Source organism: Actinomadura luzonensis, assembly GCF_022664455.2.
GTDB classification, from domain to species: domain Bacteria; phylum Actinomycetota; class Actinomycetes; order Streptosporangiales; family Streptosporangiaceae; genus Nonomuraea; species Nonomuraea luzonensis.
Window position 1 is genome coordinate 3,997,917 of record NZ_JAKRKC020000001.1, and the last position, 25,803, is coordinate 4,023,719.

The following is a 25,803-nucleotide window of genomic DNA, read 5'->3' on the forward strand; positions in this document are numbered from 1 at the left end:
ATACCCGTTATGTCGGGTTATGTACCTTTTGTGTGGCGTTCCAGGAAGGTGTACACGTCCGCCTCGTCCACGCCGGGGAACGACCCCGGCGGCAGCGCGGCGAGGATGTGGGAGTTGGCGCGGGCCGACGGCCAGGCGTACCCCTCCCAGCGCTCGGCCAGCTCGGCGGGCGGGCGGCGGCAGCAGTCGCCGTTCGGGCAGTTCGACTTGGTGCGGTGGGTGGTCTCGCGCCCCCTGAACCACCGCGACTCCTTGTACGGCACCCCCAGCGTGATCGCGAAGTCCCGCTCGCGCGAGGGGTCCACGTGCGCGACGCAGAAGTACGTGCCGGTGGGCGAGTCGGAGTACTGGTAGTAGACCGAGAACCGGTCCGGCGACTGGAACACCTGCCGCCCCGACCACTGCAGGCACATCCGCTGCCCCTCGATGGCGCCCTGCTCGTCGGCGGGGAAGACGATGCCGTCGTTCTCGTAGGCCTTGTAGATGATGCCGCCGGCGTCGTTGCGCACGAAGTGGCAGACCAGGCCGAGGTGGTGGGTGGCGAGGTTGGTGAAGCGGTGCGCGGCCATCTCGTACGACACCGCGAAGACGTCCCGCAGGTCCTCGACCGACAACGCCCGGTCGGACTTGGCCTCCTGCAGGTAGAGCGCGGCGGCCCGCTCGGGGACCAGCACGGCGGCGGCGAAGTAGTTGGCCTCGGTGCGCTGGCGCAGGAAGTCGGCGAAGTCGCGGGGCTTGTCGTGGCCGAGCGCGAGGTGGCCGAGCGTCTGGAGCAGGATCGTGCGCGGGGTGTGCATGCCGAGCTGCTCGTGCTTGACGTAGATGCGCCGGTTGCGCATGTCGGTGATGGAACGCACCGAACGCGGCAGGTCCTGGGCGGTGTGGACGGTGTAGCCGAAGTGCGTGACCAGGCTCTGGATCGTGCTCTGCGACAGCGCGCCGGTGCGGTAGCCGACCGCGTCCAGGGCCTCGGCGGCGGCCTGCTCGATCTCGGGGAAGTAGTTGCCGACCTCGCGCTGGCGGCGGCGCAGCTCGGCGTTGGCGGCGCGCGCCTCCTCGGGGGTGGCGGTGCCGCGGGCCTGGCGGGCGCGCAGCTCGCCGTACAGGCCGAGCAGGTGCTCCAGGACGTCGTTGGGCACGCGGGCGGAGACCTTCAGCCGGGGCAGGCCGAGCCCGGCGTATAGGGGGTCGCGCTGGGCCTCCTCCAGCGCGATCTCCAGCTGGGCGCGGCGGTTGGGCGGCTGGCGGCGCAGCAGCTCCTCGACCGGGACGCCGAGCGCGGTCGCCAGGGACTTGAGCAACGACAGCTTCGGCTCACGTTTGCCGTTCTCCAGCAGAGAGAGCTGACTGGGCGCCCGGTTGACCCGTGAGCCGAGGTCGGACAGCGTCAGGCCGCGCTGTTTGCGCAGGTGGCGCAGGCGTTGGCCAAACGCGATCAGATCGAGCTCCTGCGTCAAAGACAGCGGTTCTTCGCCCAGCAACGACGCCATGCAGGCATCTTAGACAGAAAATCGGCCCATCTTCTAGCCCGCGCGTGCCGCTCGCCGGCCGCAGGGGAGGGCCCGCCGGATTGGTCTAGGCCAACGGTAAAACTCGCGATTTCTTCTCCTCTGAATACCCGTGAGTAATGGCTGTATCGGAAACTTTGGCGATTCTTCTGCGCGTTCGCGGCTGTTGATCCGGTACGTGAGGGCACAGACTCGGCATAGGCACCCAGGGGACGACAAAGGAGTGAAACAATGATCGATCGCCTCAAGGGAGCTGCTGAGCAGCTGCAGGACGAGTGGGACAACGACCCCCGCTGGGAGGGCATCGAGCGCACCTACAGCGCCGAGGACGTGATCCGGTTGCGCGGCAGCGTCCAGGAGGAGCACACGCTGGCCCGGCTGGGCGCCGAGCGGCTGTGGCACCTCCTGCACACCGAGGACTACGTCAACAGCCTCGGCGCCCTGACCGGCAACCAGGCCGTGCAGCAGGTGAAGGCGGGCCTGAAGGCGATCTACCTGTCCGGCTGGCAGGTGGCCGCGGACGCCAACCTGGGCGGGCAGACCTACCCGGACCAGAGCCTGTACCCGGCCAACTCGGTGCCGGCCGTCGTGCGCCGCATCAACAACGCGCTGCTGCGCGCCGACCAGATCACCTGGTCGGAGGGCATCGAGGGCCCGCACTGGCTGGCGCCCATCGTGGCCGACGCCGAGGCCGGCTTCGGCGGCGTGCTGAACGCGTTCGAGCTGATGAAGGGCATGATCGCGGCCGGCGCCGCGGGCGTGCACTGGGAGGACCAGCTCGCCTCCGAGAAGAAGTGCGGCCACCTGGGCGGCAAGGTGCTCATCCCGACCGGCCAGCACATCAAGACGCTCAACGCCGCCCGCCTGGCCGCCGACGTGTGCGGCGTGCCCAGCCTGGTCATCGCGCGGACCGACGCTCAGGCCGCGACGCTCCTGACCAGCGACGTCGACCCGCGCGACCAGCGGTTCACCACCGGCGACCGCACCGCCGAGGGCTTCTACCGGGTGCGCAACGGCATCCAGGCGTGCATCGCGCGCGGCCTGGCCTACGCCCCGTACTCCGACCTGCTGTGGATGGAGACCGGCACGCCGGACCTGGACGTGGCGCGCGAGTTCGCCGAGGCGATCAAGGCCGAGTACCCGGACCAGATGCTCGCCTACAACTGCTCGCCGTCGTTCAACTGGAAGAAGCACCTGGACGACTCGACGATCGCCAAGTTCCAGCGCGAGCTGGGCCACATGGGGTACAAGTTCCAGTTCATCACCCTGGCCGGCTTCCACTCGCTGAACTACTCGATGTTCGACCTCGCCCAGGGCTACGCCAGCGACGGCATGAGCGCCTACGTCGAGCTGCAGGAGCGCGAGTTCGCCGCCGAGCAGCGCGGCTACACCGCCACCCGGCACCAGCGTGAGGTCGGCACCGGCTACTTCGACCTGGTCAGCACCGCCGTCGCCCCTGACTCCTCGACGACCGCGCTGCGCGGCTCGACCGAAGAGGAGCAGTTCGCCCACTAGGACACCAGGGCTTCTCCCCCGATCTCGCCGGCCACCTCCAGGGCATGGGACGGTTCCCCGGCGACCAGGGCCGCGCCGGTCCCCCCAGCACCGGCGCGGCCCATCTTCACGTGCGTCACGCCGGGTCCTCCTCCGCCGCGCCCGGCCCGGCCCGCGCGGGCAGCAGCGACCAGGCGCCCGCCAGCCATTCGGCCAGCCGGTCGCGTTCGAGCAGGACCAGCGGCTGCCTGGCCTCCAGCGCCTCCAGCCGGGCCTGCCTGGTGAGGCGGCCGGAGGTGACGAGGACGCCGGTGTGACCGGCGAAGGCGTTGGCCAGCGCGCCCTGGAAGTTGCGCACCGCGGGCGCGCCCACCGACCCCTTGTAACGCTTGCACTGGACGGCGTAACGGCCACCCCCGGGGGCCACCGCCGTGATGTCCACGCCGCCGTCGGCGGCCCGCCCGCACACCCGCACCCGGCGGAAGCCGTCGGTGACCAGCCGCTCGGCGACCAGGTGCTCGAACTCGGGCCCCGACAGGCGGTCCACCTTCTCCAGCTCGGCGTTGGCGGCCACGAACAGCCGCCTCCGCGCCTGGACGACCCGCTGCCGGGCGATCAGCCCGGCGACGAACAGCACCGCGAGCACGCCGGCGCCCACCGCCGTACCGACCGGATGCTCGGCGACCAGCCACGCCGCACCCGCCGCGCCCGCCACGACGCCGGCCGTCCGGACGTCCCGGATCCTCCGCCTGCCACGGCCCCTCGCCATCGCCGCCTCCCCGCGCCCGCCCGTCAGGGACGAGTATGAACGGCGGGACCGACAGATCCGGGCTCAGCCGCGGATGACCTCGGCCAGTTCCGGGATGCGGGCACGGTAGCCGTCGAGCAGGGCGCGGGCCGTGGAGACGGAGTCGACCAGGGGGTGCAGCGCGAACGCCTCGACGGCGAGCGCGGCCGACCCGCTGAGCGCCGCCTCGACGGTGGTCTGCTCCACCGCCTTGACCTGCTGCAGCAGGCCCAGGAAGCGGCCCGGCAGCGGCCGGGTGGCCAGCGGGCGGACGCCCGCGGCCCCCACCGCGCACGGGACCTCCACCACCGCCTCCGCGGGCAGGCCGGGGACGGCCGCGCCGTTGCCGACGTTGAGGATCATGGTGGACGGCTCGCCGCGCGCCAGGGCCGCCATCAGGGCCAGGGCGATGCCCTCGTAGCCGCCCGCCTCCAGGTCGGCGGCGTCGCGCTCGCCCGCGTCGGCGGTGTCGCGGGCCTCGGCCATGTACGACTCGTCGCGCTCCCTGCGCGCCCGCCGCCACGCGGCCAGCGCCTCGCCGGGGCTCGCCCGGACGGCGGCGTAGAAGGCGTTCTGCTGGCCGAGCAGGGTCTCGCCCCGGGTGCGGCCCCGCAGGGCGGCGACCGACTCGCGGGTGAAGTAGTAGTAGTACAGGTACTCGTTGGGCAGCGCGCCGAGGGTGCGCACCCACTCGGGGCCGAACAGGCGGGCCTCCTCGACCCGATGCAGCGCCGCGTCGTCGGCCAGCAGCTCGGGCAGCACGTCGCGGCCCTCGTGCAGGAGGCCGCGCAGCCAGCCCAGGTGGTTGAGCCCCACGTAGTCGGGCCAGACGCGGGCCGGGTCGAGGCCGAGGGCGGCCGCGGCGCGGCGGATGAGCCCGATCGGCGAGTCGCAGATGCCGATCACCCGGTCGCCGAGCACCCGGCGCATCGCCTCGGTGATCATGCCGGCGGGGTTGGTGAAGTTGATGACCCAGGCGCGCGGGGCCAGCGCGGCGACCCGCTCGGCCACCCGCACCGCGACGGGCACCGTGCGCAGGCCGTACGCGACGCCGCCCGGGCCGGTGGTCTCCTGGCCGAGCAGGCCCAGCTCCAGCGCCACCCGCTCGTCGGCGGTGCGCCCGGCCAGCCCGCCCACCCGGATCGCGGAGAAGACGAAGTCGGCCTCCCGCAGGGCCTCGTCGAGCGAGGTCGTGACGCGCACCGCGGGCGGGTCGTCGTGGCCGGCGGCGAGCTGACGCAGCACGTGCCCGATGACCGCCAGCCGCTCGGCGGACACGTCGTACAGCACGATCTCCTTCACCCGCGGCTCGGCCCGGTCGCGCAGCAGCGCGCCGTAAACCAGCGGGACGCGGAAGCCGCCGCCCCCGAGCACGGCCAGTCTCATGAACACCCCTTCACGTGAGCAGCACCTCGGTGCCCGCGGCGGCCAGGCAGGCCAGCGTGGCCGGGTCGGCGCCCGCGTTCGTGACGACGACGTCGACGTCCTCGGGCCCGCAGACCCGCAGCGCGCCGGTGCCGGGGAACTTGTGCCGGTCCACCAGCAGCACCACCTGCCCGGCCGCGGCGATCATGGCGCGTTTCAGCGGCACCTCGGCGAGCGTGGTGTCCACGAGCTGGCCGTCGGGCCGCACCCCGCTCGCGCCGAGGAACACCCGGTCGGCCACCACCTGCTTCAGCGCGGCCTCGGTGAGCACCCCGACCAGCGAGTGGTACGAGCGCCGCACCATGCCGCCGAGCAGCAGCAGCTCGGCCTCGGGGTCGCAGCGCAGCGCGTCGAGCACGGCGAGGCTGGAGGTGACGACGGTGACCCGCCGGCCGCGCAGCCGCCGGGCCAGGCGCATGACCGTGGTGCCGATGTCGAGCAGGACGACGTCGCCGTCGCGGACCAGCTCGGCGGCGCGCGCGGCCACGGCCTCCTTGTCCTGCTCGTCGACCTCGGCCACCTCGGCGAAGGGACGGTCGGCGTCGGCGTCGACGCTGGCCAGCGCGCCCCCGCGGACCCGGCGCAGCGTGCCGTCGCGGTCGAGGACCTCGAGGTCGCGGCGGATGGTGGACGGGCTCACGCCGAGCTGGCTGGCGAGATCGCGCACGCTGGTGGCGCCCGAGAGCCGCACGCGGCGCATGATCTCGGCATGCCTGAGGCGCTGGAGCACGGCGTCACTGTATCAGTCAGTTTCGCCCACGAGTAAGCACCAGAATGAGCATCAAACAAGCATCCAGCGCCACCTGACTCGCGCGGAACACTTGAAGTGTGCGAGCAAACGTGCAAGATTGCGCACATCGCGGTGTGTCGAGGAGGACCCATTCCCGTGTCTGCCCAGGCGTACGACCCTCTCGCCGGCGAGCGGACGCCCGGCGGCCCGCAGTTCGACGTGTTCCTGGCCGGCACCGTCTTCCTGGACATCATCTTCACCGGCCTGCCCGCGATGCCCGCCGCCGGCACCGAGATCTGGGCCGAGGGCATGGGCTCGTGCCCCGGCGGCATCGCCAACCTGGCCATCGCCACCAGCCGCCTCGGCCTGCGCACGTCCCTCGCGGCGGCCTTCGGCGACGACGACTACGGCGACTTCTGCTGGCGCACCCTGGAGGAGCAGGAGTCGGTCGACCTGTCGCGCTCGCGCCGCTTCGAGCACTGGCACTCGCCCGTCACGGTCTCCATGGCCGTCCACCGCGACCGCAGCATGGTCACCCACGGCCATCCCCCGCCCATGCCCGCCTCGGAGATGATCGGCAAGCCGCCGCGCTCCAAGGCCGTGATCGTGTCGCTCTCCCCCGACGAGCCGCTCGGCACCCCCGGCAGCGCCTGCAACTGGGCGGAGCTGGCGCACCGCGACGGCGCGCTGCTGTTCGCCGACGTCGGCTGGGACCCCTCCGGCGCCTGGCCCGCCGGGGTGCTGGAACAGCTCTCGCTGTGCCACGCGTTCATGCCGAACGCCATCGAGGCCATGGCCTACACCCGCACCGACACCCCGCGTGACGCGCTCTACGCGATCGCCGACCTCGTCCCGCTCGCCGTGGTCACCGACGGCGCCAACGGCGCGATGGCCATCGACTCCTCCACCGGCGAGGAGTCGTTCGTCCCCGCCCCGCGCGTCACCGCGCTGGACCCGACCGGCGCGGGCGACGTGTTCGGCGCGGGCTTCGTGCTCGGCACGCTGTGCAACTGGCCGCTCGCCGACCGGCTCGCCTTCGCCGAGGTGTGCGCGGCGCTCGCCGTGCAGCAGTTCGGCGGGTCGCTGGCCGCGCCCGGCTGGGGCGACATCGCCGACTGGTGGCACGAGGTGCGCGCGGCGGCCCGGCACAGCGGCGCCTACGGCAGCTCGCTGGCCCGCCGCTACGCCTTCCTCGACCGCCTCGTCCCCACCGTCCCGGTCGGGGCGGTGCGCCGCGCCGCCGCCACGATCGCCCGCTACGCCGACGTCGGCGTCGCACCGGGTGCCCAGCAGGCCCCGGCCGCGGCGGACGAGGACCCCGGCACCCCCCGCGTGCCCGCGCAGAAGGAGTAACCCCCCATGACCCCCTCGACGCGACGGCCACGCCGCGCCCCGGCGACCGCGGCGACCGCGCTGCTCGCCGCCGCCCTCGTCCTGACCGCGTGTGCCCCCGGCTCCACCGCCCCGCCCGCCCCCGTGACCTCGGCCCCGGCCGCCGTCCGCACCGACGCCGCCGCCCTCGGCGACGTCACGCTCACCGTCTGGGACCAGGAGGTGCGCGGCGGGCAGGCGGCCCAGATGAAGCAGCTCAACGCCGCCTTCGAGGCCAAGTACCCCAACATCAGGCTCAACCGGGTCTCCCGCTCCTTCGACGACCTCAACACCACCCTCCGCCTCGCGCTCAGCGGCAACGAGCCGCCCGACGTGGTCGAGGCCAACAACGGCCGCTCGTCGATGGGCGCGTTCGTCAAGGCCGGCCAGCTCCGCCCCCTCGACGCCTACGCCGACGCCTACGGCTGGAAGCGGCGCTACCCGGAGTCGGTGCTGCGCTACTCGCGCTACAGCGCCGACGGCAAGCTCTTCGGCGAGGGCAACCTGTACGGCCTGCCGCAGGTCGGCGAGGTCGTCGGCGTCTTCTACAACAAGGCCAAGCTGACCGGGCTCGGCCTGCAGCCGCCGAGGACGTGGGCCGACTTCGAGACCGCGCTCGGCACCGCCAAGGCCGCCGGCGAGGTGCCGCTGCAGCTCGGCAACCTCGACAAGTGGCCGGCCATCCACGTCTTCGGCACCGTGCAGGGCCGCCACGTGCCGCCGCGGCAGATCTCCACCCTCGCCTTCGGCCGCAAGGGCGCCTCCTGGACCACCCCGGAGAACACCGCCGCCGCCGAGCAGCTCGTGAGCTGGGTGGACAAGGGCTACTTCAACAAGGGCTTCAACGGCCAGGGCTACGACCCGGCCTGGCAGGCGTTCGGCAAGGGCCAGGGCGTCTTCCTCATCGGCGGCACCTGGCTGCTGGCCGACCTGCAGAAGGCCCTCGGCGCCGACCTCGGCTTCATGCTGCCGCCCGGCGTCACGGCCGACGCCGCGCCGGTCGCCACCGGCGGCACCGGCCTGCCCTTCGCCATCACCGCCAAGAGCCCCAACCCGGACGCGGCCGCGGCGTACATCGACTTCATCACCAGCGCCGACGCCATGCGAACGCTGACCCGGACCGGCAACCTGCCGGTGGCCGAGACCGGGCAGCAGAGCGTGCCGGCGGGGCCGCAGCAGGACGTCTTCACCGCGTTCGGCACGGTCACCGCCAAGGACGGGCTGGTGCCGTACCTGGACTACGCCACCCCGACCTTCGCCGACACGCTCGGCGCGGCCCTGCAGGACCTGCTGGCGAAGAAGACGGCGCCGCAGGAGTTCCTGACCACCCTGGAGAAGGACTACAAGACCTTCGCCGAGAGCAACGGATGACCCAGCGGACGACGGCGGGCCGGCCTCCCGGGGAGCCGCGGCGCGTCGCTTACCTGTACCTGTTGCCGGCCTTCGTGATCTACGCCGCGTTCCTGCTGTTCCCGATCGGGCGGGCGGTGCAGTTCTCGCTCTATGACTGGGACGGGCTGTCCGTGGGCAGGTGGGCGGGGTTGGACAACTACGCCGCCATCGTGGCCGACGAGGGGTTGCGGGCCGCCTTCGGTCACGCGCTGGTGCTCGTCGTGTTCTACGCGCTGATCCCGCTCGGCATCGGGCTGGTGCTGGCGGCGGTGCTGAACCACGCCAAGGTGCGCGGGCTCGGCTTCTTCCGCACGGTGGTGTTCCTGCCGCAGGTGGTGGCCATGGTCGTGGTGGCGGTGGCGTGGCGGCGGGTGTACGCGCCGGACGGCACGCTGAACGGGCTGCTCGGCGCGCTCGGCCTGGAGTCGCTGGCGCGGGGCTGGCTGGGCGAGTACGCGTTCGCGCTGCCCGCGGTGGGGGTGGTGGGCACGTGGTTCGAGACGGGGCTGGTGACCGTGCTGCTGCTGGCCGGGATGAGCCGGGTGCCGGGCGAGCTGTACGAGGCGGCGCGGCTGGACGGCGCGGGCGCGGTGCGCGAGTTCCTGGCGGTCACGCTGCCGTCGGTGCGCGGGGAGATCGCGGTCGCCCTGACGCTGACGGTGATCGCCGCGCTGCGCACGTTCGACCTGGTGTACGTGACGACGCGCGGCGGCCCCGGCACCTCGACCACCGTGCCGTCGTACGAGGTGTACCACCGGGCGTTCGGGCTCGGGCAGGTGGGGTCGGCGGCGGCGGTCGGGGTGACGCTGACCCTGGTCATCTTCGTGATCTCGTTCGGGGTCAACCGGTTCGCCGACAGGAGGCTCACGTGATCTCGCGCGGGGAGCGATTGGCGAACTACGTCATCCTGTCGGTGTTCGCCGCCTTCGCGCTCTTCCCGATCGTGACGATCCTGGGGGCGGCGCTGGGGCCGGCCGAAAGCGGCGGCACGTCGGGACCGGCGAACTTCGCGGCGGCGTGGGAGGCGGGCCGGTTCGGGACGTACCTGCGCACGAGCCTGGCGGTGTCGGCGTTCGTCGTGGTCGTCAGCGTGACGTTGTCGATCATGGCAGGGTACGCGTTCGGGACGATGCGCTTCCGCGGCCGGTCGGCGTTGTTCTACCTGTTCATGCTCGGGATCATGATGCCGAGCGAGGCGGTGGCGGTGCCGCTCTACTTCGACCTGCGCTCGCTGGGGCTGATCGACACGTTCTGGTCGGTGGCGTTGCCGCAGGTGGCGTTGTCGGTGGCGTTCGGGACGTTCTGGATGCGGGCCTACTTCCTGGCCTCGAACCGGGCGATCGTGGAGGCGGCGCGCATCGACGGGGCCTCGACCTGGCGGGTGCTGTGGCAGGTGCTGGTGCCGCCGGCGCGGCCGGCGGTGGTCACGCTGACCGTGCTGGTGTTCATGTGGACGTGGAACGAGTTCCTCATCCCGCTGATCATGGTGACCAGTGAGTCGCTGCGGACCGCGCCGCTCGGCCTCGCCTTCTTCCAGGGCCAGTACACCTCGGGCTTCACGCTGCTCGCGGCCGGGTCGGTGATCGTCGCGACGCCGGTCGTGATCTTCTACCTGTTCCTCCAGCGACACTTCGTCCGCGGGCTGCTCCAGGGGGCGGTCCGCGAGTAGAACCCCCCGGAGGCGCCATGCGATTGTTCCTGTCCGCCCTGCTGATGCTCGTCCCGGCCGTCGTCGCCGCTCCGGCGCCGGCCGCCGCCGCGGCTGCCGTGGACCTCGACGCGTTGTTCGTCGGGGCGCACCCCGACGACGAGGCGTTCAGCCTGTCCACGCTCGGCCAGTGGAACGAGGACCACCGCGTCCGCACGGGCGTCGTCACCGTGACCAGGGGCGAGGGCGGCGGCAACGCCGTCGGCCCCGAGGAGGGGCCCGCGCTGGGCCTGCTGCGCGAGGCCGAGGAGCGCGCCGCGGTCGCCAGGGCCGGCGTGCGGGAGGTGTTCAACCTCGACGACGTCGACTTCTACTACACGGTCAGCGCCCCGCTGACCGACCAGGTGTGGGGCGGCGACACGCTGGAGAAGGTGGTCCGGGTGGTGCGGCAGACCCGGCCGGAGGTCCTGCTCACCATGGACCCCGCGCCGACGCCCGGCAACCACGGCAACCACCAGGAGGCGGCCCGCCTCGCGGTCGAGGCGTTCTACGCCGCCGCCGACCCGAAGGCGTTCCCCGAGCAGCTCACGAAGGAGGGGCTGAAGCCGTTCGCGCCGGCCCGGCTGCTCACCGGCGGCGGGCGCGGCACGTCGCAGCCGGGGCCGTCGTGCGCGGCCACGTTCCAGCCGGCCAACCCCGCGCAGAACGTGTACGGGGTGTGGAGCGGGCGCGCCTCCGGTTCCGGCCGCACGTGGGCGGCGATCGAGCGGGACGCGCAACGCGTGTACGCCTCCCAGGGCTGGGCCGTCTTCCCCGACGTGCCGGCCGACCCCGCGCAGCTCGGCTGCGACTTCTTCACGCAGGTGGACGCCCGGGTCCCGTTCCCCGAGCCGGGCAGCCCGGCCGCCGCGGCGCCCACCGCGATCCTGGACGGGGCGCTGACCAGGCCGGCGGGCGGATTGCCGCTCGGCACCGGGCTCACGCTGCGGACGTCGGCGTTCGACGTCCGGGAGGGCACGCCGTTCACGGTGGAGGTCACGGCGTCGGCGCGCGAGCCGCTGGGCCGGGCGCGGGCCGCGCTGCGCGTCCCCGCCGGCTGGACGGTCGCCGGCTCCGGCGACCTCGGCCGGCTCGCGGCGGGCCGGTCCGCCACGGCGCGGTTCACCGTGACGCCCGCGGCGGGCGCGAGCGGCCGGGCGCGGATCGGCGCGGTGCTGACCACCGAGCGGGGCCGCGGCTACACCGACCGGCAGGTGGAGGCGGGCCCGGCGGTGCGCGGGCAGCAGCAGCTCCTCCCGCAGGTCGCGCAGTACGAGAGGTGGACCTCCGACGTGGGCGTGCCACAGCTCCGCGGCCTGGTCACGCCGGTGCTGACGCTGCCGTCCGGCGGCTCCCGCCAGGTCGGCGTCGTGGTGACGAACGTCGGCGGCGCGGCGCGCTCCGGCACCGTCCGGATCGGCCTGCCCGCGGGCTTCACCGCCGACCGCACCGAGGCCGGCTACCCGGAGCTGGCTCCCGGCGCGTCGGCGACGGTGCCGTTCACCGTCACCAACACCGACACCGCGCTGAAGACGTCCAACGAGGGCGGCGACTACGCCTACACGGTCACCGTGGACGGCGTCGTCACCGGCCGGCCGGCGCTGGAGCTCGTCCCCGCGACAACCATCCCGCGGGCGGCGACGGCCCCGGCGGTGGACGGCGACGACGGCGACTACCCCGGGCCCGCGCTCGACGTCTCCCGCCTGTGGGAGGGGACGGCGTGCTCGTCGGCGGCCGACTGCTCGGCCACGGCGAAGCTGGCCTGGCACGAGGACACGCTGTACGTGGCGGTGCGGGTCAAGGACGACGTGCTCGGCACCCGGCTGGCCGCGGCCGACTGCAAGCGGCACTGGCGGACCGACTCGGTGGAGATCGCGCTCGACCCGCGCGGCACGTCGGAGAACACCTCGACCACCTTCAAGGCGGCGGTGCTGCCGGTGACCGCCGAGGGGCCGCCGTGCGCGCTGCGCGACGCCGACAACCACCAGGGCCCGGCCACCGGGGTGCGGATCGCGTCGAAGGTCGCCGCCGGCGAGTACGTGGTGGAGGCGGCCGTACCGCTGGAGCTCCTGCCCGGCTCGGTGGATCCGCGGCACCTCGGGCTGAACATCCTGGTCTACGACTCCGACACCCAGGACAAGACCGGGCAGACCCGGATCGGCTGGTCGACGTGGGGCGGCGTGCAGGGCGACCCGTACCGGTGGGGCGTGGCCTCCCTGGACGGCTACCAGGCCGCCGAGCGGCCGGCGCCCGACCCGGTGATCCCGGACACGGCGCTGTCCAGCCTGGACTCGCCGCAGTCGCTGGAGCAGGCGGTCCGCGTACGCCTGCCGCTGGCCGGCGGGCCGCCGGCCGCGGACGCCGGCGCGGTGGTGTCGGCCGTCCGGGCGGGCCAGGCGGTGCGGGTCACCTTCCGGGCGGCCGGGCCCGGCAGGGCGCACCTGTTCGCGCGGGACGCGCAGGGCACGGCGGGCGGCAAGGTGGTCACGGTCGCCGCCAAGGGGACGGTGACGGCGAGCGTGCCGCTGACCCGCGCCCTCGCCGGTGACGCGACGGTGGTGGCGGGCTGGGAGCCGTCGCGCGGCGGCACGTCGGCCTCGCAGGCCCACCTCCGCTGAAGGGGCCCGCCGCAGGGGCACGTGGGTGCCGGCCGCCCGCCAGTTGGTCCGGCCGGCACCCGTGCCCCGGTGCGGCCCCGGTCAGGAGGTCCCCGTGGCCGTCTGCGCCGGCGGGGCCGGCGTGGACGGTTCAGGGGACTCGCCGGGGCCGTCCTGGGGGATCGTGGTGACCGAGCCGGTCGGGCGGGGGCAGTCGCGGCGGGCCGCGCCGTTGCCGCGCCGCCGGCCGGCCGGGTCGGCGCACCCGCCGGGGTCCGGGTCGCCGGGCTCGCCGGCGTCCGGCGGGCGGAAGGTCTCCTCCCGGTCCGGGGTGGGCGTGATGACGGCGACCGGGCCCTCGGTGCGGGTGCGGGTGACGTACACGGTGGGCGTCGAGATGACGGGGACGGTCGCGGCGGTGGCCGCCCGGCTGGGCGGCGGCCCGCCGGTGCGGCCGGCGCGGGGCCGGTAGGTGGACCCGGCGCTGCCCTGCGGGTGGACGGCGGCGGGCGGCGCGACGGACCCGCCCTCGGGGTTCCCCGGCGGCCCGGCCGCGGCGGCGATGACGGTGACGGCCGCGATCGACACGGTGGCGAGGGCCGCGAAGGTGGCGTGCGACAGGTGCGCGCCGCCCCTGGCCCGGCTCCGGCCGCGCCGGGGCGCCGTACGGGCCGCCGGAGCGGACGCCTCCGCGTGCGGGAGCCCGGCCCGCGAGGAGGACGCCTCCTGGAGCGGGAGGGCGTCGTCCGGGAGCGGCCCGTCCGGGGGCGCGCCGCCGCCCGCCGGGTACGGCACGGGCGTCCAGATCTCGGCGAGCACGCCCTCGACCGCCTGCCGCAGGTCCCACGGGTCACCGACGCCGCCCGCCGCGAGCAGCGCGCGCAGCAGCGCGGCGGCGCCGGGCCGGGCGTCCGGGTCCTTGGCGAGCGCGGCCTCCACAGCGGGCCGCAGCAGGGCGGGGACCCCCTCCAGCCGGGGCGCGCCGAACAGGATCCGCCGGGTGAGCGCGTCGGTCTCGCCGCCGCCGAAAGGGTGGTGCCCGGTGGCCGCGAACGCCACCAAGCAGCCCCAGGCGAACACGTCCGAGGCGGGCAGCGCGGGGCCGCCGGTCAGCCGTTCGGGGGCGACCCAGCCGGGGCTGCCCATGACCTGACCGGCCTGGGTGTGCGCGGCGGCGACGTGCCCGCCGCCGGGGCCGTCCGCCTCCGGGGCGACGTCGCGGGCGATGCCGAAGTCGATGACGCGCGGCCCGCCGGGGGACAGCAGCACGTTGGCGGGTTTGAGGTCGCGGTGCACGAGCCCGGCCTCGTGCGCGGCCACCAGCGCGGCCGCCGCGCCGAGCGCGACGCCGTAGGCGAGGTCGGGCGTCAGCGGGCCGCCGGCGAGGACGACCTGCGACAGCGCGGGCCCCGGGATGTACTCGGTGACCAGGTAGGGGCGTTCGGCGCCGGTGGCGCGGTCGGTGCCGTCCTCCAGCACGGCCGCGGTGCAGAAGGGCACCAATCTGCGCGAGAATGCGACTTCTTCGGCGAAGCGCGCCCGCAGCGTGTCATCGTGGAGGTGCGCCGCGTGCGGTGTCTTGAGCGCGACCAGGCCGCCCTGAGGGTGCTCGGCCAGGTAGACCACTCCCATCCCGCCCGCCCCGAGGCGGCCGAGGAGCAGGTACCGGCCGATGACGACCGGGTCGCCCACCGTAAGCGGTCGCACGCCGGGAGGCATGCCGCTCGCACCACGCGCCATCCGGATCTCGCCTCTCCTGTCTGGAACACGGCCAAGCACACTGTGGCCGGATCCGGGGAGGCTTTCCGCATGTCTTACATAAGGGGTATTGGAGGTAAGGCGGTCGTCCCCAAAAGGTAAGAAATGGGTGGGATGCGATGGCCTGAAGTGGCCATACGGGAGAAATGTTCCTGGCGGCGTCAGCGCGTGAGCGCGGCGGCCTCCTCGGCCTCGACCTCGCGGTTCCAGTCGCGCTTCACCGCGCGCCAGCCCTCGTCGTCGACGCCGCGGCGCCAGTAGCCGGAGATCGACAGCCGGTTCAGCGGGACGCCCCGCTCGACGCGCAGGTGACGGCGCAGCTCCTTGACGAAGCCGGCCTCGCCGTGGACGAACGCGTGCACGTCGGCGTCCGGGAACTCCAGCTCGCGGACCGCCTTGACCAGCTTCTCCCCCACCGGGCGGTCGCCGCGGTAGAGCCAGGTCACGTGCGCCTCGGCCGCCGTGCTCAGCTTCAGCTCGTCCTCGGGCCCCTCGACCTCGACGAGGACGTGCGCGAGCGCCCCGCCGGGCAGCGCCTCCAGCGAGGCGGCGATGGCGGGCAGCGCGCTCTCGTCGCCCACCATGAGGTGCCAGCCGGCCTCGGGGTCGGGCGCGTAGCCGCCGCCGGGGCCGAGCAGGAACACCTCGTCGCCGGGCGCGGCCCGCTCGGCCCACGGCCCGGCCAGGCCCTCGTCGCCGTGCACGACGAAGTCGAGCGTCAGCTCCCGCGTGTACGGGTCCCAGGCGCGCACGGTGTACGTGCGCAGCCGCGGCCACACCTCGCGCGGCATGGTCTCCCGGCACGCCTTCACGCTGAAGGGCCGGGGATATTCGACGCCCTCGTACGGGAATACGATCTTGACGTAGTGGTCGGTCAGCCCTGAGGTGCCGAAGTCGGCCAGCCCGTCGCCCCCGACCACGACGCGGACCATGTGCGGCGACAGCCGCTCGGTGCGCCGGACGACCCCCCGGTGATGATCCACAGGCTTGTCAGCCATGAAGAACTGCCCCCTGACGAAGTAAGGTATACCTTACCTTACACTCCGTAGGCCGAGCGGGGCCAGCGGCCCTTGCGTCACATAACGCTCAGGCGGCCGCCTCGTCATCCCGGGAGGCCGGTTCCGCCCCGACCGCGGCCAGGAAGCGGGCCATGTGCCGGAAGGCCAGCCGCGCCTCGGGCAGCACGTCGGCCAGGATCGGGAAGACGTGCGGCATGCGCCGCCACTCCTCGTAGCGGACCGGCACCCCGGCGCGGCGCGCCGCCTCGGCCACCCGCCGCCCCTCGTCGCGCAGCACCTCGGTGGAGCCGGTCATGATCATGAGTGGTGGCAGCCCGGTGAAGTCGCCGTGCACCGGCGAGACCAGCGGGTCGCGCGGGTCCAGCCCGTCGGTCCAGTGGCGGGCCAGCCAGCGCACCCGGCTGGCCGGCAGCAGCGGGTCCTGCCAGCGGTTGGCCCGGCGCGGGACGTCGGTCAGGTCGGCCCACGGCGACAGGCACAGGGCCGCGGCGGGCAGCGGCATCCCCCGGTCGCGCAGCGCCAGCAGCGTGGCGAGCGTCAGGTGGCCGCCGGCCGAGTCGCCCGCGACGATGATGTCCTCGGGCGCGTGGCCGCGCCGCAGCAGGCACGTGTAGGCGTCCAGGGCGTCGGCCAGCGAGTCGGCCAGCCGGTGCACCGGCCCCTGCCGGTAGTCCAGCGCCAGCACCGGCCGCCGGGCCACCACCGACAACCGCCAGGTGATGGACCGGTGCGTCCGCGGCGAGCAGGAGAAGTAGCCACCGCCGTGGAAGTACAGCAGCGCCTTGCGCTCGTCGAGCCCCTGGCCGCCGCGCACCCACTCGCCGCCGCAGTCGGAGAAGGCGGCCGGCACGATCGACACGTGCGCCGGGTGCGGCACCTGGACCAGCCGGGCCAGCTCGCCGACGCGGGCCACGCCGACCAGCGCGAGCGGATGGCGCATGAAGAGCGTGGAGGCCGGTTTCAGGGTGCCGCGCATGACGCCGGTGAGCGCGCGCGCCTGCCAGCTCAAGGGGTATTGCGGTACTACGTCCCCATCAATCCACATAGTGACCCTCCGACCGTTTTCTTCCCCCCAGACGGGCCCCCTACCGGCGAGTAAGTATCTCATTGCTTACACGGATATTTCGGGTTGATGTCGCCGGAAAATCCGTTGCGTCCCCAGCCGCGCCGGACGGATAATTCCGTGCTTTCCGTCGGCAGACCCGTGCGCGGGTCCGGTCACGGCTCGTGACCGTGCCCTCACCCATCGGAGGTGCAGAACCATCCCGCTCTACGCCCGGCTCGTCCGGTACGGCTTCCGCAAGCACGCCACCTACGTGTGGGCGGCGCTCGCCGGCGCGTTCACCAACAGCGTGTTCGGCGTCCTCCGCTCCTACATCCTCATCGCCCTGTGGCAGGCCCGCCCCGGCCTGGCCGGCTACGACGTCACCGACGCCGTCACCTACTGCTTCGTCACCCAGGCCCTCATCGGCCCGATGCAGCTCTTCGGCGGCGGCCTCGGCCTGCCCGAGCGCATCCGCAGCGGCGACATCGCGCTCGACCTGGTCCGCCCCGCCTCGCTGCAGCTCTGGACGTTCGCCGAGGACGCGGGCCGGGCCGGCTACCTGTTCCTGGTGCGCGGGCTGCCGCCGATGCTGCTCGGCGCGGCGCTGTTCGGCATCACCGTGCCCGCCGACCCGGCCCGGTGGGCGGCCTTCCTCGCCGGCTTCGCGCTCGCGTTCGTGGTCAGCTTCGGCTGGCGCTACCTGGTCGCGCTGTCGGTCTGCTGGCTCGCCGACGACCGCGGCGTGGCCGTGCTGTCGCTGGTGCTCAGCACGTTCTTCTCCGGGCTGATGCTGCCGCTGCGGATCTTCCCCGGCGCGCTCGGCGACCTGGCGGCCGCCCTGCCGTGGGCGGCCATGGTCCAGGTGCCCACCGACCTCTACCTCGGCCGGGCGCCCGTCCCCGGGGCGCTGGCCTTCCAGGCGTTCTGGGCGGCGGTGCTGCTCGGGCTGGGCGCGCTGGCCACCCGGGCGATCCGCCACAAGGTGGTGATCCAGGGTGGTTAGGACGTACGTGCTGCTGGCCTGGACGTGGACCCGCGCCGCCGCCGCCTACCCCGCCTCGTTCTGGCTCATGACCGTGCTCGGCCTCGCCGTGGCCGTCACCGACGTGGCCGTCATCCTCGTCGTCTTCGCCAACACCACCACCCTCGCCGGCTTCTCCCGCGAGGAGGTCCTGTTCCTGTACGGGGCCGCCGGCCTGCCCTTCACGCTGTGCGACATGTTCGTCAGCAACATCGACCGGGTCAGCCAGCACATCAAGGCCGGCACCCTCGACACCTTCCTCATCAGGCCGGCCGGCGCCTGGCTGCAGCTCGCCACCGACCGCTTCACCGCCACCAGGATCGGCCGGGTCCTCCAGGCGGGCGGGGTGCTCGGCTACGCCCTGACCGCGCTCGGCCCCGACCCCGGCCGCCTGTGGATGCTCCCGGTCATGATCGCGACCGGGGTCGTCATCTTCACCTCGCTCTGGACGCTGGCCGGCGCCCTGCAGTTCGTGCTCACCGGCGCGCCCGAGGTGGTCAACTCCTTCACCTACGGCGGCTTCCAGCTCACCCAGTACCCCATGTCGATCTACGGGCGCGACCTCGTCAGGGGCGTCACGTACGTGCTGCCGCTGGCCTTCGTCAACTGGCAGCCCGCCCTGTACGTGCTGGACCGGGCCGACCCCTTCGGCACGCCGGGGTTCACCCGTTTCCTCGGGCCGGTCGCCGCGGCCGTCCTCGCCCTGCTGGCCGCGCTGGCCTGGCGGCAGGGCATCAGGCACTACCGATCCACCGGGAGTTGAACAATGATCGAGCTCGATCGGGCGGGACGCTCGTTCAAGGTCAGGCGGAACGTCGTGCACGCCGTGCGCGACCTGTCGTTCACCGTGTCGGCGGGCGAGTTCGTCGGCTACCTCGGGCCGAACGGCGCGGGCAAGTCCACCACGATCAAGATGCTGTGCGGCATCCTCACCCCCACCTCCGGCCGGGTCCGGGTGGCCGGGCTCGACCCCTCGCGCCGCCGCACCGCGCTCGCCCGGCGCATCGGGGTCGTCTTCGGCCAGCGCACCACCCTGTGGTGGGACCTGCCGCTGGCCGACAGCTTCGAGCTGATCCGGCTGCTGTACAAGGTCGAGCGGAGCGCCTTCCGCGCCCGGCTCGACGAGCTGACCGCGACGCTCGACCTCGGCCCGTTCCTGCGCACGCCGGTGCGCCAGCTCAGCCTCGGCCAGCGCATGCGCGGCGACCTCGCGGCGGCGCTGCTGCACGCGCCCGAGGTGCTCGTCCTCGACGAGCCCACGATCGGCCTGGACGTGGTGAGCAAGGCCGGCATCCGGGAGTTCCTGCTGCGGCTCAACGCCGAGCGCGGCACCACCGTCCTGCTGACCACGCACGACCTCGGCGACATCGAACGGCTGTGCCGCCGGGTCATGCTCATCGACCACGGCCGGCTGGCCTTCGACGGGACCCTGGAGGAGCTGATGGCGACCGCACCCGGCCAGGCGAGCATCGAGGACGTCGTCACCCGCCTCTACACCGGCGCCGGCGAAGAAGGCCCTGCCGTGATCCAGTAGCGGCGTGGTTCAGTAGTAGCTGCCCTCCGGCGAGCTCTCGTAGTCGTCGTCGGCGTCGTCGTGCGGGCGCGACCAGCGCGAGGGCATCAGCACGGGGATGAACAGCGCCACGCCCAGCAGGGCCAGCACGCCGCTCGTCAGGAGGGTCCGCGCGCCCGCGCCCGCCTCCCTGAGCAGGGCGTTCACCGACGGCTCCGCGGGGATGAGGGAGAGCGCGCGAGGCTGGTCCAGCGCGTACACCACCGTCCAGGCCAGCAGCACCATCGAGGGCACGAACGTCGCCAGCGGCGAGACCCGCCCCGCCACCACGAGCCCGAACACCAGCCCGACCGCGGCCATCGCGCCGAGGGCGATCCACAGCTTCTGGTCGTCGAACGGGACCGCCGCGGCCTGGCCGGCCTGCGCCGCGGCGGTGCCGGCCGCCTGGGTCAGGGCCTCCGACGTCGCCCAGCCGCCACCCGCCAGCACGGCCGCCGTCACCACGAGCCCGAGGAGCAAACCAGCTAAGTGCCGCAACGTTCTCACCTCTATGTCAACGTAGATCGGCACGACCCTAGCGACAAAAGCGGCCCGACGCCCAGGCATCGCCCGGTCGAGGTCACAGGGGACCTTGCCCCGTGAGACGATGTGGCACACCCATGCGTGCGCGACTCCCCCTGAGGCTGGCGCGGACGGCGGCCTTCTCCGCTGTCTGCGTGACCCTCGCTGCCCTGGCCCACGTGCTGGGTGGCGGCTCGGGGCCGGCCGCGGCGACCGCCGGGCTGGGGCTCGCCGCGGCGGCCGGGCTGGGGCTCGCGCTGTCCGGCCGGGAGCGCTCGGCCCCCGCCGTCAACGTCGCGCTCGTCGTGGCCCAACTGGGGCTGCACGAGCTGTTCGCGGGCGACGACGCCTCAGGGACCACCGCATACGTGCCGGTGCACGGACACGGGCAGGGGCTCGCGGTCAACGCCGGCATGCTGGCCGCCCACCTCACGGCCACCCTGATCACCGGGCTGTGGCTGGCGCGCGGCGAGGCCGCGCTGTGGGCGCTGCTGCGCCGGGCCGGGCGGCGGCTCACCCTGCTCCGGCCGGTCGCGGCGCCCGCCGTGCCGCCGCGCCCGCGGCCGTCCGGCCGCACGCGGGCGGTCCCCCTCCAGCCGGTCCTCCGGCACTGCCTGGCCAGGCGCGGTCCTCCACTTCCCGCCTGACCGTCTGACACCCCTTTTTCTTCTTCTCACCAAGTGGAGTTCCCGCATGTCCTTCGTACGCCGTGCCGCGACCGTGCTCGCCGCCGCCACCGCCCTCACCGCCGGGCTCGCGCTGCCCGCCCTCGCCCACGTCACCATCCAGCCCGGCTCCGCCGAGCAGGGCGGCTTCACCAAGGTCACCTTCCGGGTGCCGAACGAACGCGACGACGCCTCGACCACCAAGATCGAGGTCGCCTTCCCCGCCGACCACCCGCTCGCGTTCGTGTCGGTCAAGCCGGTGCCCGGCTGGGACGTCAAGGTCACCGAGGGCAAGCTGCCCACGCCGGTCAAGACCGAGTACGGCGACCTCAAGGAGGCCGTCACCAAGGTCGTCTGGTCCGGGGGCAAGATCGAGTCGGGGCAGTTCCAGGAGTTCGAGGTGTCCATGGGGCAGCTGCCCAAGGACGCCCAGCAGCTGATGTTCCCGACGAAGCAGACGTACTCGAGCGGTGAGGTCGTCGACTGGAGCGAGGCGCCGAAGGCGGACGGCTCGGAGGCCGAGCACCCGGCGCCGCTGCTCAAGCTCACCCCGGCCACCGGCGAGGACGGCCACGCCGCCGCCTCCGCCTCCCCCGCCACCTCCACCGGCGCCTCCTCCGGCGCGGCGCCCGCCGCCGGCTCGCCCAGCGTGGCCCCGGTCGCGGCCGGCTCCTCGCCGTCGTCCTCCGACGGCACCGCCCGGCTGCTGGGCGGGGCGGGGCTGGCGGTCGGCGTGATCGGCGTCGTCATCGCCCTCCTCAGCCTCCGCCGCCGCCCCACCGCCTGACCACCCCTCAAGCCCCTGCCACCTCCCCACCCCCGCCCGGCCCCGGCGCCCTGTCCCGGAACCACGCCTTCGGGGGCTGAAGAGGGCGGCGAACCACCGCGCCGACCCGCCGGACCGGGCAGCACCAGGGGCGACGCGACCGGGCCAGGGCGGCACGACCAGGCGGTGCGGCGCCGGACGACTCGGCACCGCACCGCCCCCGGCTCGGCCCAGCCGGGCGCCCCGCACCCGCTCGGACTGGCGGCAGAGCGAGTCGGGACGGCGGGGTGCCGGGCGTCCCCCCGGAGCACGGAAGGGGCCCGGGAGCAAGCGGCCCACGGCAAAGCGGCGCCGGGCGACTCGCCACCGTACCGCCCTCGGCTCGGCCCAGCCGGGCGCCCCTCGCACCCAGCGGGCCGGGCCTCAGGGCGGGCCAGCACAGAGCCCACCAGCACCAGGGCGGGCCAGCGCCAGGGCGGGCCAGCCCTAGAGCCGGCCGACGCCGGCGCGGGCGTCGGGGTGAGCGAGGGCCGGGTGGGGGTGGACGGGGTGGGGGTGGACGGGGGAACGTCGGAGGTATGGCCGGTAACAGGCGTACCTCCGTGACGTGGACCGCGTTCGGGCCGATGATGATCGCCGCCTGCGAGCGGTTCCTCCCCCCTGAGGCCAGGATCGTGGACGACGACCTGGCCCCGCGGCTCCTGCCGCCCGCCCTGCGGCTGCTGATCCGGCTGCCGGCCGCCCGCCGGGCGCTGGTCGCCGGGTCGGAGCGCCGCCTGCCCGGCATCTGGGCGAGCGTGCTGTGCCGCAAGCGGTATGCCGACGACCAGGTGCGGGCCGCGCTGGAGGCCGGCGTCGACCAGGTCGTGGTCCTCGGCGCGGGCCTGGACACCCGGGCCTGCCGCCTGGCGGGCCCCAAGGTGCGGGCGTTCGAGCTGGACCTGCCGGACAACGTGGCCCGCAAGCGGCGCCGGCTGACCCGCGCGTTCGGCCGGGTGCCCGAGGGCCTCACCCTGGTCCCGATCGACTTCGACCGCGGCGGCCTGGCCAGGACGCTGGCGACGGCCGGGTTCCGCGCCGACCGCCCGGCGGTGTTCGTGTGGGAGGCGGTCACCCAGTACCTCAGCGAGGACGGCGTCCGCGCCACCCTCGCCTCCCTGTCGAGGGCGGCCCCGGGCAGCCGCCTGCTCTTCACCTACGTCCGCCGCGACTTCCTGGACGGCGTGAACCTGTACGGGGGCGGCCGCATGCGCCGCGACTTCGTCGAGCGGCGGCCGGTGTTCCGCTTCGGCCTGCTGCCTGAGGAGGTGGCCGGGCTGCTGGCCCCGTACGGGTGGGCGGAGGCGGAGCAGGCCGGTCCGGCCGAGTACGCGGCCCGCTACCTGCGTCCGTCGCGCCGGGACCGGGGCCTGAGCGCCCCGACGGAGATCGAGCGGTTCGTGCTGGCGACGACCGCGGCGGCGCGAGAAGGTTAGTTAAGGCAATATAATAGTTATATGGCACTAACTAATGTCGGCCGCCGCGGCCGTCAGGAGGCCCGGCCGCGCAGGCCGATGCTCGTCCTGGCCATCTGCTGCACGAGCCTGTTCATCGTCGGGCTGGACAACACGATCGTGAACGTCGCGCTGCCGTCCATCCGGCGCGACCTCGGCGCCTCGGTCTCCGGCCTGCAGTGGATCATCGACGCGTACACCGTCGTGCTGGCCTCGCTGCTGATGTTGTCCGGCTCGACCGGCGACCGGGTCGGCCGGCGGCGCACCTTCCAGACCGGTCTCGCCCTGTTCACGCTGGGGTCCCTGCTGTGCTCGCTGGCGCCCGGCCTGGGCTGGCTGATCGCGGCCCGCGCGCTGCAGGCCATCGGCGGCTCGATGCTCAACCCCGTCGCCATGTCGATCATCACCAACACCTTCACCGAGCCGCGCGAGCGGGCCCGCGCGATCGGCGTCTGGGGCGCGGTCGTCGGCATCAGCATGGCGCTCGGCCCGCCGCTCGGCGGCGTGCTGGTGGCCTCGATCGGCTGGCGGTCCATCTTCTGGATCAACATCCCGGTCGGTCTGGCGGCGCTGGCGCTGTGCGCGCTGTTCGTGCCGGAGTCGCGCGCGCCGCGCCCGCGGCCGGTGGACGCCGTGGGGCAGGTGCTGGTCGTGGTGCTGCTGGCGAGCCTCACCTACGGGCTGATCGAGGCGCCCGACGCCGGCTGGGCCTCGGCGCAGACGCTGGGCTGCTTCGCGCTCGCCGCGCTGGCGCTGGCCGTGCTGGTGCCGTACGAGCTGCGCCGCCGCGAGCCGCTGATCAACCCGCGCTTCTTCCGCAGCGTCCCGTTCGCGGGAGCCACGGTGATCGCGGTGTGCGGCTTCGCCACGCTCGGCGGCTTCCTGTTCCTCAACACCCTCTACCTCCAGGAGACCCTGGGCTACTCCGCCCTGCACGCCGGCCTGCTGACCCTGCCCATGGCCGCGCTCACGGTGGTCTGCTCGCCGGTGTCGGGCCGCATCGTCGGCGCCGCCGGGCCGCGCGTCCCCCTGGTCATCGCCGGGACCGCGCTCACCGCCAGCATGCTCATCCTGACCACGCTCACCGCGCACACCCCGCTGTGGCTGCTCATCACGGCGTACGTGCTGTTCGGGCTCGGGTTCGGGATGCTGAACGCGCCCATCACCAACACCGCCGTCTCCGGCATGCCGGTCGCGCAGGCCGGGGTCGCCGCCGCGGTGGCCTCCACCAGCCGGCAGATCGGCCAGTCGCTCGGCGTCGCCGTGCTCGGCGCGCTGGTCACCTCCGCCGTACGCGGCCCGCTGCCCACCGGCTTCCCCCAGGCCAGCCACATCGGCTGGTGGGTCGGCGCCGGGTGCGGCGCGGTGATCCTGCTTCTCGGTATCCTCACCACAGGCCACTGGGCCAAGCAGAGCGCCGCCCGCACCGCAGAGCGGCTCATCCACGGCTCGACGAGGACGGCGGACACCTGATGAGCGACCCAGCGCCCCCCGACGCGCGCGCCACCGCCGTCGCCCGGGTGTGGGCGGCGATGCGCGTGCTGGTGCTGGAGGAGGAGGACCGCCGCAAGGAGGTCGCCGACACGCTCGGCATCAGCTTCTCCCGCGCCAGGGCGCTGCGCCGCCTGCTGCCCGGCCCGCTGACCATGCGCGAGCTGACGGCCCGGCTGAGCACCGAGAAGCCGTACACGACGCTGGTCGTGGACGACCTGGAGGAGCGCGGCTACGTGCGCCGCACCGTGCACCCGGACGACCGGCGCAGCAAGATCGTCACGCTGACGGACGCCGGCCGGGCCGCCGCCGAGCGGGCCGACCGCATCCTGGCCCGCCCGCCGCGCCGCCTGGCCGCACTCGCCCCCGACGACCTGGCGGCCCTCGACCGCATCCTGACCGGCCTGTTCGCCGCCGAGCCCTGAACCGCGCCTCCCCGGCCGGCCTTCCCGGCCCTCAGGACGTGATGTCCTTGCCGGTGAAGCGGGCCCAGGCGATCGAGCCGAACAGCGCGATGTAGGCGGCGAACGACAGCAGCCCGTCGCGCAACGCCCCAAGATCGATGGGGGTGCGCAGCACCGCGTCGAAGCCGGTGAACCGGGTCGGCAGCAGGTACGGCGTGATCGGCGCGAGGTCCGGCACCGCGCGCAGCACCTGGCACACGATGAGCAGCACCATCGTGCCGGCGATGGCCCCGATGGCGACCTCGGTGAACGTCGACAGCGCCAGCGCGACGGCGGCCAGCGCCGCCATGCCGGCCCCCACGTAGCCGATGGCGATGAGGATGCGCAGCAGGCCCTCGCCCATCGTGATCGTGGTGCCCGACAGCAGCGTCACCGAGCCGCCGGGGAACAGCGCGAGGCCGGTCAGCAGCGCCGACACGGCCACGACGACGGTCGCGGCGTAGGCGAAGACGACCGCGTTGAGGTACTTGACCGCCAGCAGGCGGGTCCGGCCCGCGGGGGCGGCCAGCAGGTAGCGCAGCGTGCCGCCGCCCGCCTCGCCCGCGATCGAGTCGCCCGCGACCACGCTGACCGCGACCGGCATCAGCAGCAGCACCAGGAACGAGAACGACAGGAACGTCAGCATGAGGCTGTTGCCGGCCACGTCCTGGATGATGCCGCCCATCTCGCCGTCGCCGGTCGTGCCCGCGGCGAGGCGCAGGCCCACGCCGAGCACGATCGGGACGACGCCGAGCACGGCGAGCAGCGCCATGTTGCGGGGGCGGCGGAAGGTCAGGCCGAGCTCCGAGGCCAGCAGCCGCCAGAACGCGCCGGGCCGCCGCCGCCCGGCCGCCGCGCCCCCGCCGGCGGTCACCCGAATCAGGTCCTCGTGCTCCTCGCCGGCGGCCGGGCCGCCGGGCTCGGGCGGGCGGCGCTCGACCGTGCGCAGGGTCTCCGTGACCGGCACCAGGCCGGGCATGCGGCGCGGCTCCCGGCGGCCGGCGGCCGCCCGTCCGCGGCGGGCGTGCCCTGCGGAG

Annotated in this window: 24 protein-coding genes; 14 read left to right on the forward strand and 10 right to left on the reverse strand. The window is 74.0% G+C overall.

Annotation, left to right across the window (positions count from 1 at the left end):
• Window positions 1–17: 17 nt before the first annotated feature.
• Window positions 18–1,490, reverse strand: a complete 1,473-nt coding sequence (locus MF672_RS19505; protein WP_407654732.1) for a helix-turn-helix domain-containing protein — start codon at window positions 1,488–1,490, stop codon at window positions 18–20.
• A 249-nt stretch (window positions 1,491–1,739) separates the two neighbouring features.
• Here MF672_RS19505 and aceA point away from each other — a divergent pair, with 249 nt between their 5' ends.
• Window positions 1,740–3,023 (forward strand): isocitrate lyase, encoded by a 1,284-nt coding sequence (gene aceA, locus MF672_RS19510; protein WP_242382039.1) that lies wholly within the window; start codon window positions 1,740–1,742, stop codon window positions 3,021–3,023.
• Here aceA and MF672_RS51425 read toward each other — a convergent pair.
• The 4 genes from MF672_RS51425 to MF672_RS19525 form a co-directional block, all read right to left on the reverse strand.
• A complete protein-coding gene (locus tag MF672_RS51425) occupies window positions 3,020–3,142 on the reverse strand; it encodes a hypothetical protein (protein WP_302893234.1) in 123 nt (40 codons plus the stop codon). The genes aceA and MF672_RS51425 overlap by 4 nt on opposite strands.
• Complete coding sequence (locus MF672_RS19515) at window positions 3,139–3,771, reverse strand: restriction endonuclease (RefSeq protein ID WP_242382038.1); 633 nt, start codon at window positions 3,769–3,771, stop codon at window positions 3,139–3,141. The genes MF672_RS51425 and MF672_RS19515 overlap by 4 nt, the downstream gene beginning before the upstream one ends.
• 63 nt (window positions 3,772–3,834) lie before the next feature.
• Window positions 3,835–5,175, reverse strand: a complete 1,341-nt coding sequence (locus MF672_RS19520) for a 6-phospho-beta-glucosidase (RefSeq protein WP_242382037.1) — start codon at window positions 5,173–5,175, stop codon at window positions 3,835–3,837.
• A gap of 10 nt (window positions 5,176–5,185) precedes the next feature.
• Complete coding sequence (locus tag MF672_RS19525; protein WP_242382036.1) at window positions 5,186–5,944, reverse strand: DeoR/GlpR family DNA-binding transcription regulator; 759 nt, start codon at window positions 5,942–5,944, stop codon at window positions 5,186–5,188.
• A 156-nt stretch (window positions 5,945–6,100) separates the two neighbouring features.
• On the opposite strand from MF672_RS19525, the gene MF672_RS19530 reads away from it, so the two are divergent.
• From MF672_RS19530 to MF672_RS19550, 5 genes are read left to right on the forward strand one after another with little or no spacing between them, the layout of a single operon-like run.
• Window positions 6,101–7,297, forward strand: a complete 1,197-nt coding sequence (locus MF672_RS19530; RefSeq protein ID WP_242382035.1) for a carbohydrate kinase family protein — start codon at window positions 6,101–6,103, stop codon at window positions 7,295–7,297.
• Window positions 7,298–7,303: 6 nt separating this feature from the next.
• The gene (locus tag MF672_RS19535) at window positions 7,304–8,686 is read left to right on the forward strand and encodes an extracellular solute-binding protein (RefSeq protein WP_242382034.1); all 1,383 of its coding nucleotides are present in this window, start codon (window positions 7,304–7,306) and stop codon (window positions 8,684–8,686) included.
• Complete coding sequence (locus tag MF672_RS19540; RefSeq protein WP_242382033.1) at window positions 8,683–9,579, forward strand: carbohydrate ABC transporter permease; 897 nt, start codon at window positions 8,683–8,685, stop codon at window positions 9,577–9,579. The genes MF672_RS19535 and MF672_RS19540 overlap by 4 nt, the downstream gene beginning before the upstream one ends.
• Entirely contained in the window at window positions 9,576–10,376 is an 801-nt protein-coding gene (locus MF672_RS19545; RefSeq protein WP_242382032.1) for a carbohydrate ABC transporter permease, read from the forward strand. The genes MF672_RS19540 and MF672_RS19545 overlap by 4 nt, the downstream gene beginning before the upstream one ends.
• 17 nt (window positions 10,377–10,393) lie before the next feature.
• Window positions 10,394–13,012, forward strand: coding sequence for a sugar-binding protein (locus tag MF672_RS19550; protein WP_242382031.1), 2,619 nt, complete (start codon window positions 10,394–10,396; stop codon window positions 13,010–13,012).
• 81 nt (window positions 13,013–13,093) lie between these two features.
• Here the strand turns inward: MF672_RS19550 and MF672_RS19555 are convergent, their stop codons facing one another.
• The 3 genes from MF672_RS19555 to MF672_RS19565 form a co-directional block, all read right to left on the reverse strand.
• Complete coding sequence (locus tag MF672_RS19555; protein WP_247815325.1) at window positions 13,094–14,698, reverse strand: serine/threonine-protein kinase; 1,605 nt, start codon at window positions 14,696–14,698, stop codon at window positions 13,094–13,096.
• A 212-nt stretch (window positions 14,699–14,910) separates the two neighbouring features.
• On the reverse strand, window positions 14,911–15,747 hold the full coding sequence (locus MF672_RS19560; protein ID WP_242377253.1) for a siderophore-interacting protein: 837 nt from the start codon (window positions 15,745–15,747) through the stop codon (window positions 14,911–14,913).
• Window positions 15,748–15,835: 88 nt separating this feature from the next.
• A complete protein-coding gene (locus MF672_RS19565) occupies window positions 15,836–16,777 on the reverse strand; it encodes an alpha/beta hydrolase (RefSeq protein ID WP_242377255.1) in 942 nt (313 codons plus the stop codon).
• Window positions 16,778–17,084: 307 nt separating this feature from the next.
• Between MF672_RS19565 and MF672_RS19570 the strand changes: the two genes are divergently transcribed.
• From MF672_RS19570 to MF672_RS19580, 3 genes are read left to right on the forward strand one after another with little or no spacing between them, the layout of a single operon-like run.
• The gene (locus MF672_RS19570) at window positions 17,085–17,816 is read left to right on the forward strand and encodes an ABC transporter permease (RefSeq protein ID WP_242377257.1); all 732 of its coding nucleotides are present in this window, start codon (window positions 17,085–17,087) and stop codon (window positions 17,814–17,816) included.
• On the forward strand, window positions 17,809–18,597 hold the full coding sequence (locus MF672_RS19575; protein ID WP_242377259.1) for an ABC transporter permease: 789 nt from the start codon (window positions 17,809–17,811) through the stop codon (window positions 18,595–18,597). Before MF672_RS19570 ends, MF672_RS19575 begins: the two co-directional genes overlap by 8 nt.
• 3 nt (window positions 18,598–18,600) lie before the next feature.
• Window positions 18,601–19,368, forward strand: coding sequence for an ABC transporter ATP-binding protein (locus MF672_RS19580; protein WP_242377261.1), 768 nt, complete (start codon window positions 18,601–18,603; stop codon window positions 19,366–19,368).
• Between the two features lie 9 nt (window positions 19,369–19,377).
• Here the strand turns inward: MF672_RS19580 and MF672_RS19585 are convergent, their stop codons facing one another.
• A complete protein-coding gene (locus MF672_RS19585) occupies window positions 19,378–19,884 on the reverse strand; it encodes a hypothetical protein (protein WP_242377262.1) in 507 nt (168 codons plus the stop codon).
• Window positions 19,885–20,063: 179 nt separating this feature from the next.
• Here MF672_RS19585 and MF672_RS19590 point away from each other — a divergent pair, with 179 nt between their 5' ends.
• The 5 genes from MF672_RS19590 to MF672_RS19610 all read left to right on the forward strand — a co-directional run bounded on the left by MF672_RS19590 (window position 20,064) and on the right by MF672_RS19610 (window position 24,748).
• On the forward strand, window positions 20,064–20,555 hold the full coding sequence (locus tag MF672_RS19590; RefSeq protein WP_242377263.1) for an MFS transporter: 492 nt from the start codon (window positions 20,064–20,066) through the stop codon (window positions 20,553–20,555).
• Window positions 20,556–20,601: 46 nt separating this feature from the next.
• Window positions 20,602–21,360: a YcnI family copper-binding membrane protein gene (locus tag MF672_RS51430; protein WP_302893235.1), complete on the forward strand. Its 759-nt coding sequence runs from the start codon at window positions 20,602–20,604 to the stop codon at window positions 21,358–21,360.
• A gap of 581 nt (window positions 21,361–21,941) precedes the next feature.
• Window positions 21,942–22,814, forward strand: a complete 873-nt coding sequence (locus MF672_RS19600; RefSeq protein WP_242377264.1) for an SAM-dependent methyltransferase — start codon at window positions 21,942–21,944, stop codon at window positions 22,812–22,814.
• Window positions 22,815–22,835: 21 nt separating this feature from the next.
• A complete protein-coding gene (locus MF672_RS19605) occupies window positions 22,836–24,305 on the forward strand; it encodes an MFS transporter (RefSeq protein WP_242377265.1) in 1,470 nt (489 codons plus the stop codon).
• Window positions 24,305–24,748, forward strand: coding sequence for a MarR family winged helix-turn-helix transcriptional regulator (locus MF672_RS19610; RefSeq protein ID WP_242377266.1), 444 nt, complete (start codon window positions 24,305–24,307; stop codon window positions 24,746–24,748). Before MF672_RS19605 ends, MF672_RS19610 begins: the two co-directional genes overlap by 1 nt.
• A 31-nt stretch (window positions 24,749–24,779) precedes the next feature.
• Here the strand turns inward: MF672_RS19610 and MF672_RS19615 are convergent, their stop codons facing one another.
• On the reverse strand, window positions 24,780–25,745 hold the full coding sequence (locus MF672_RS19615) for a DUF2705 family protein (protein ID WP_247815326.1): 966 nt from the start codon (window positions 25,743–25,745) through the stop codon (window positions 24,780–24,782).
• Window positions 25,746–25,803: the final 58 nt, after the last annotated feature.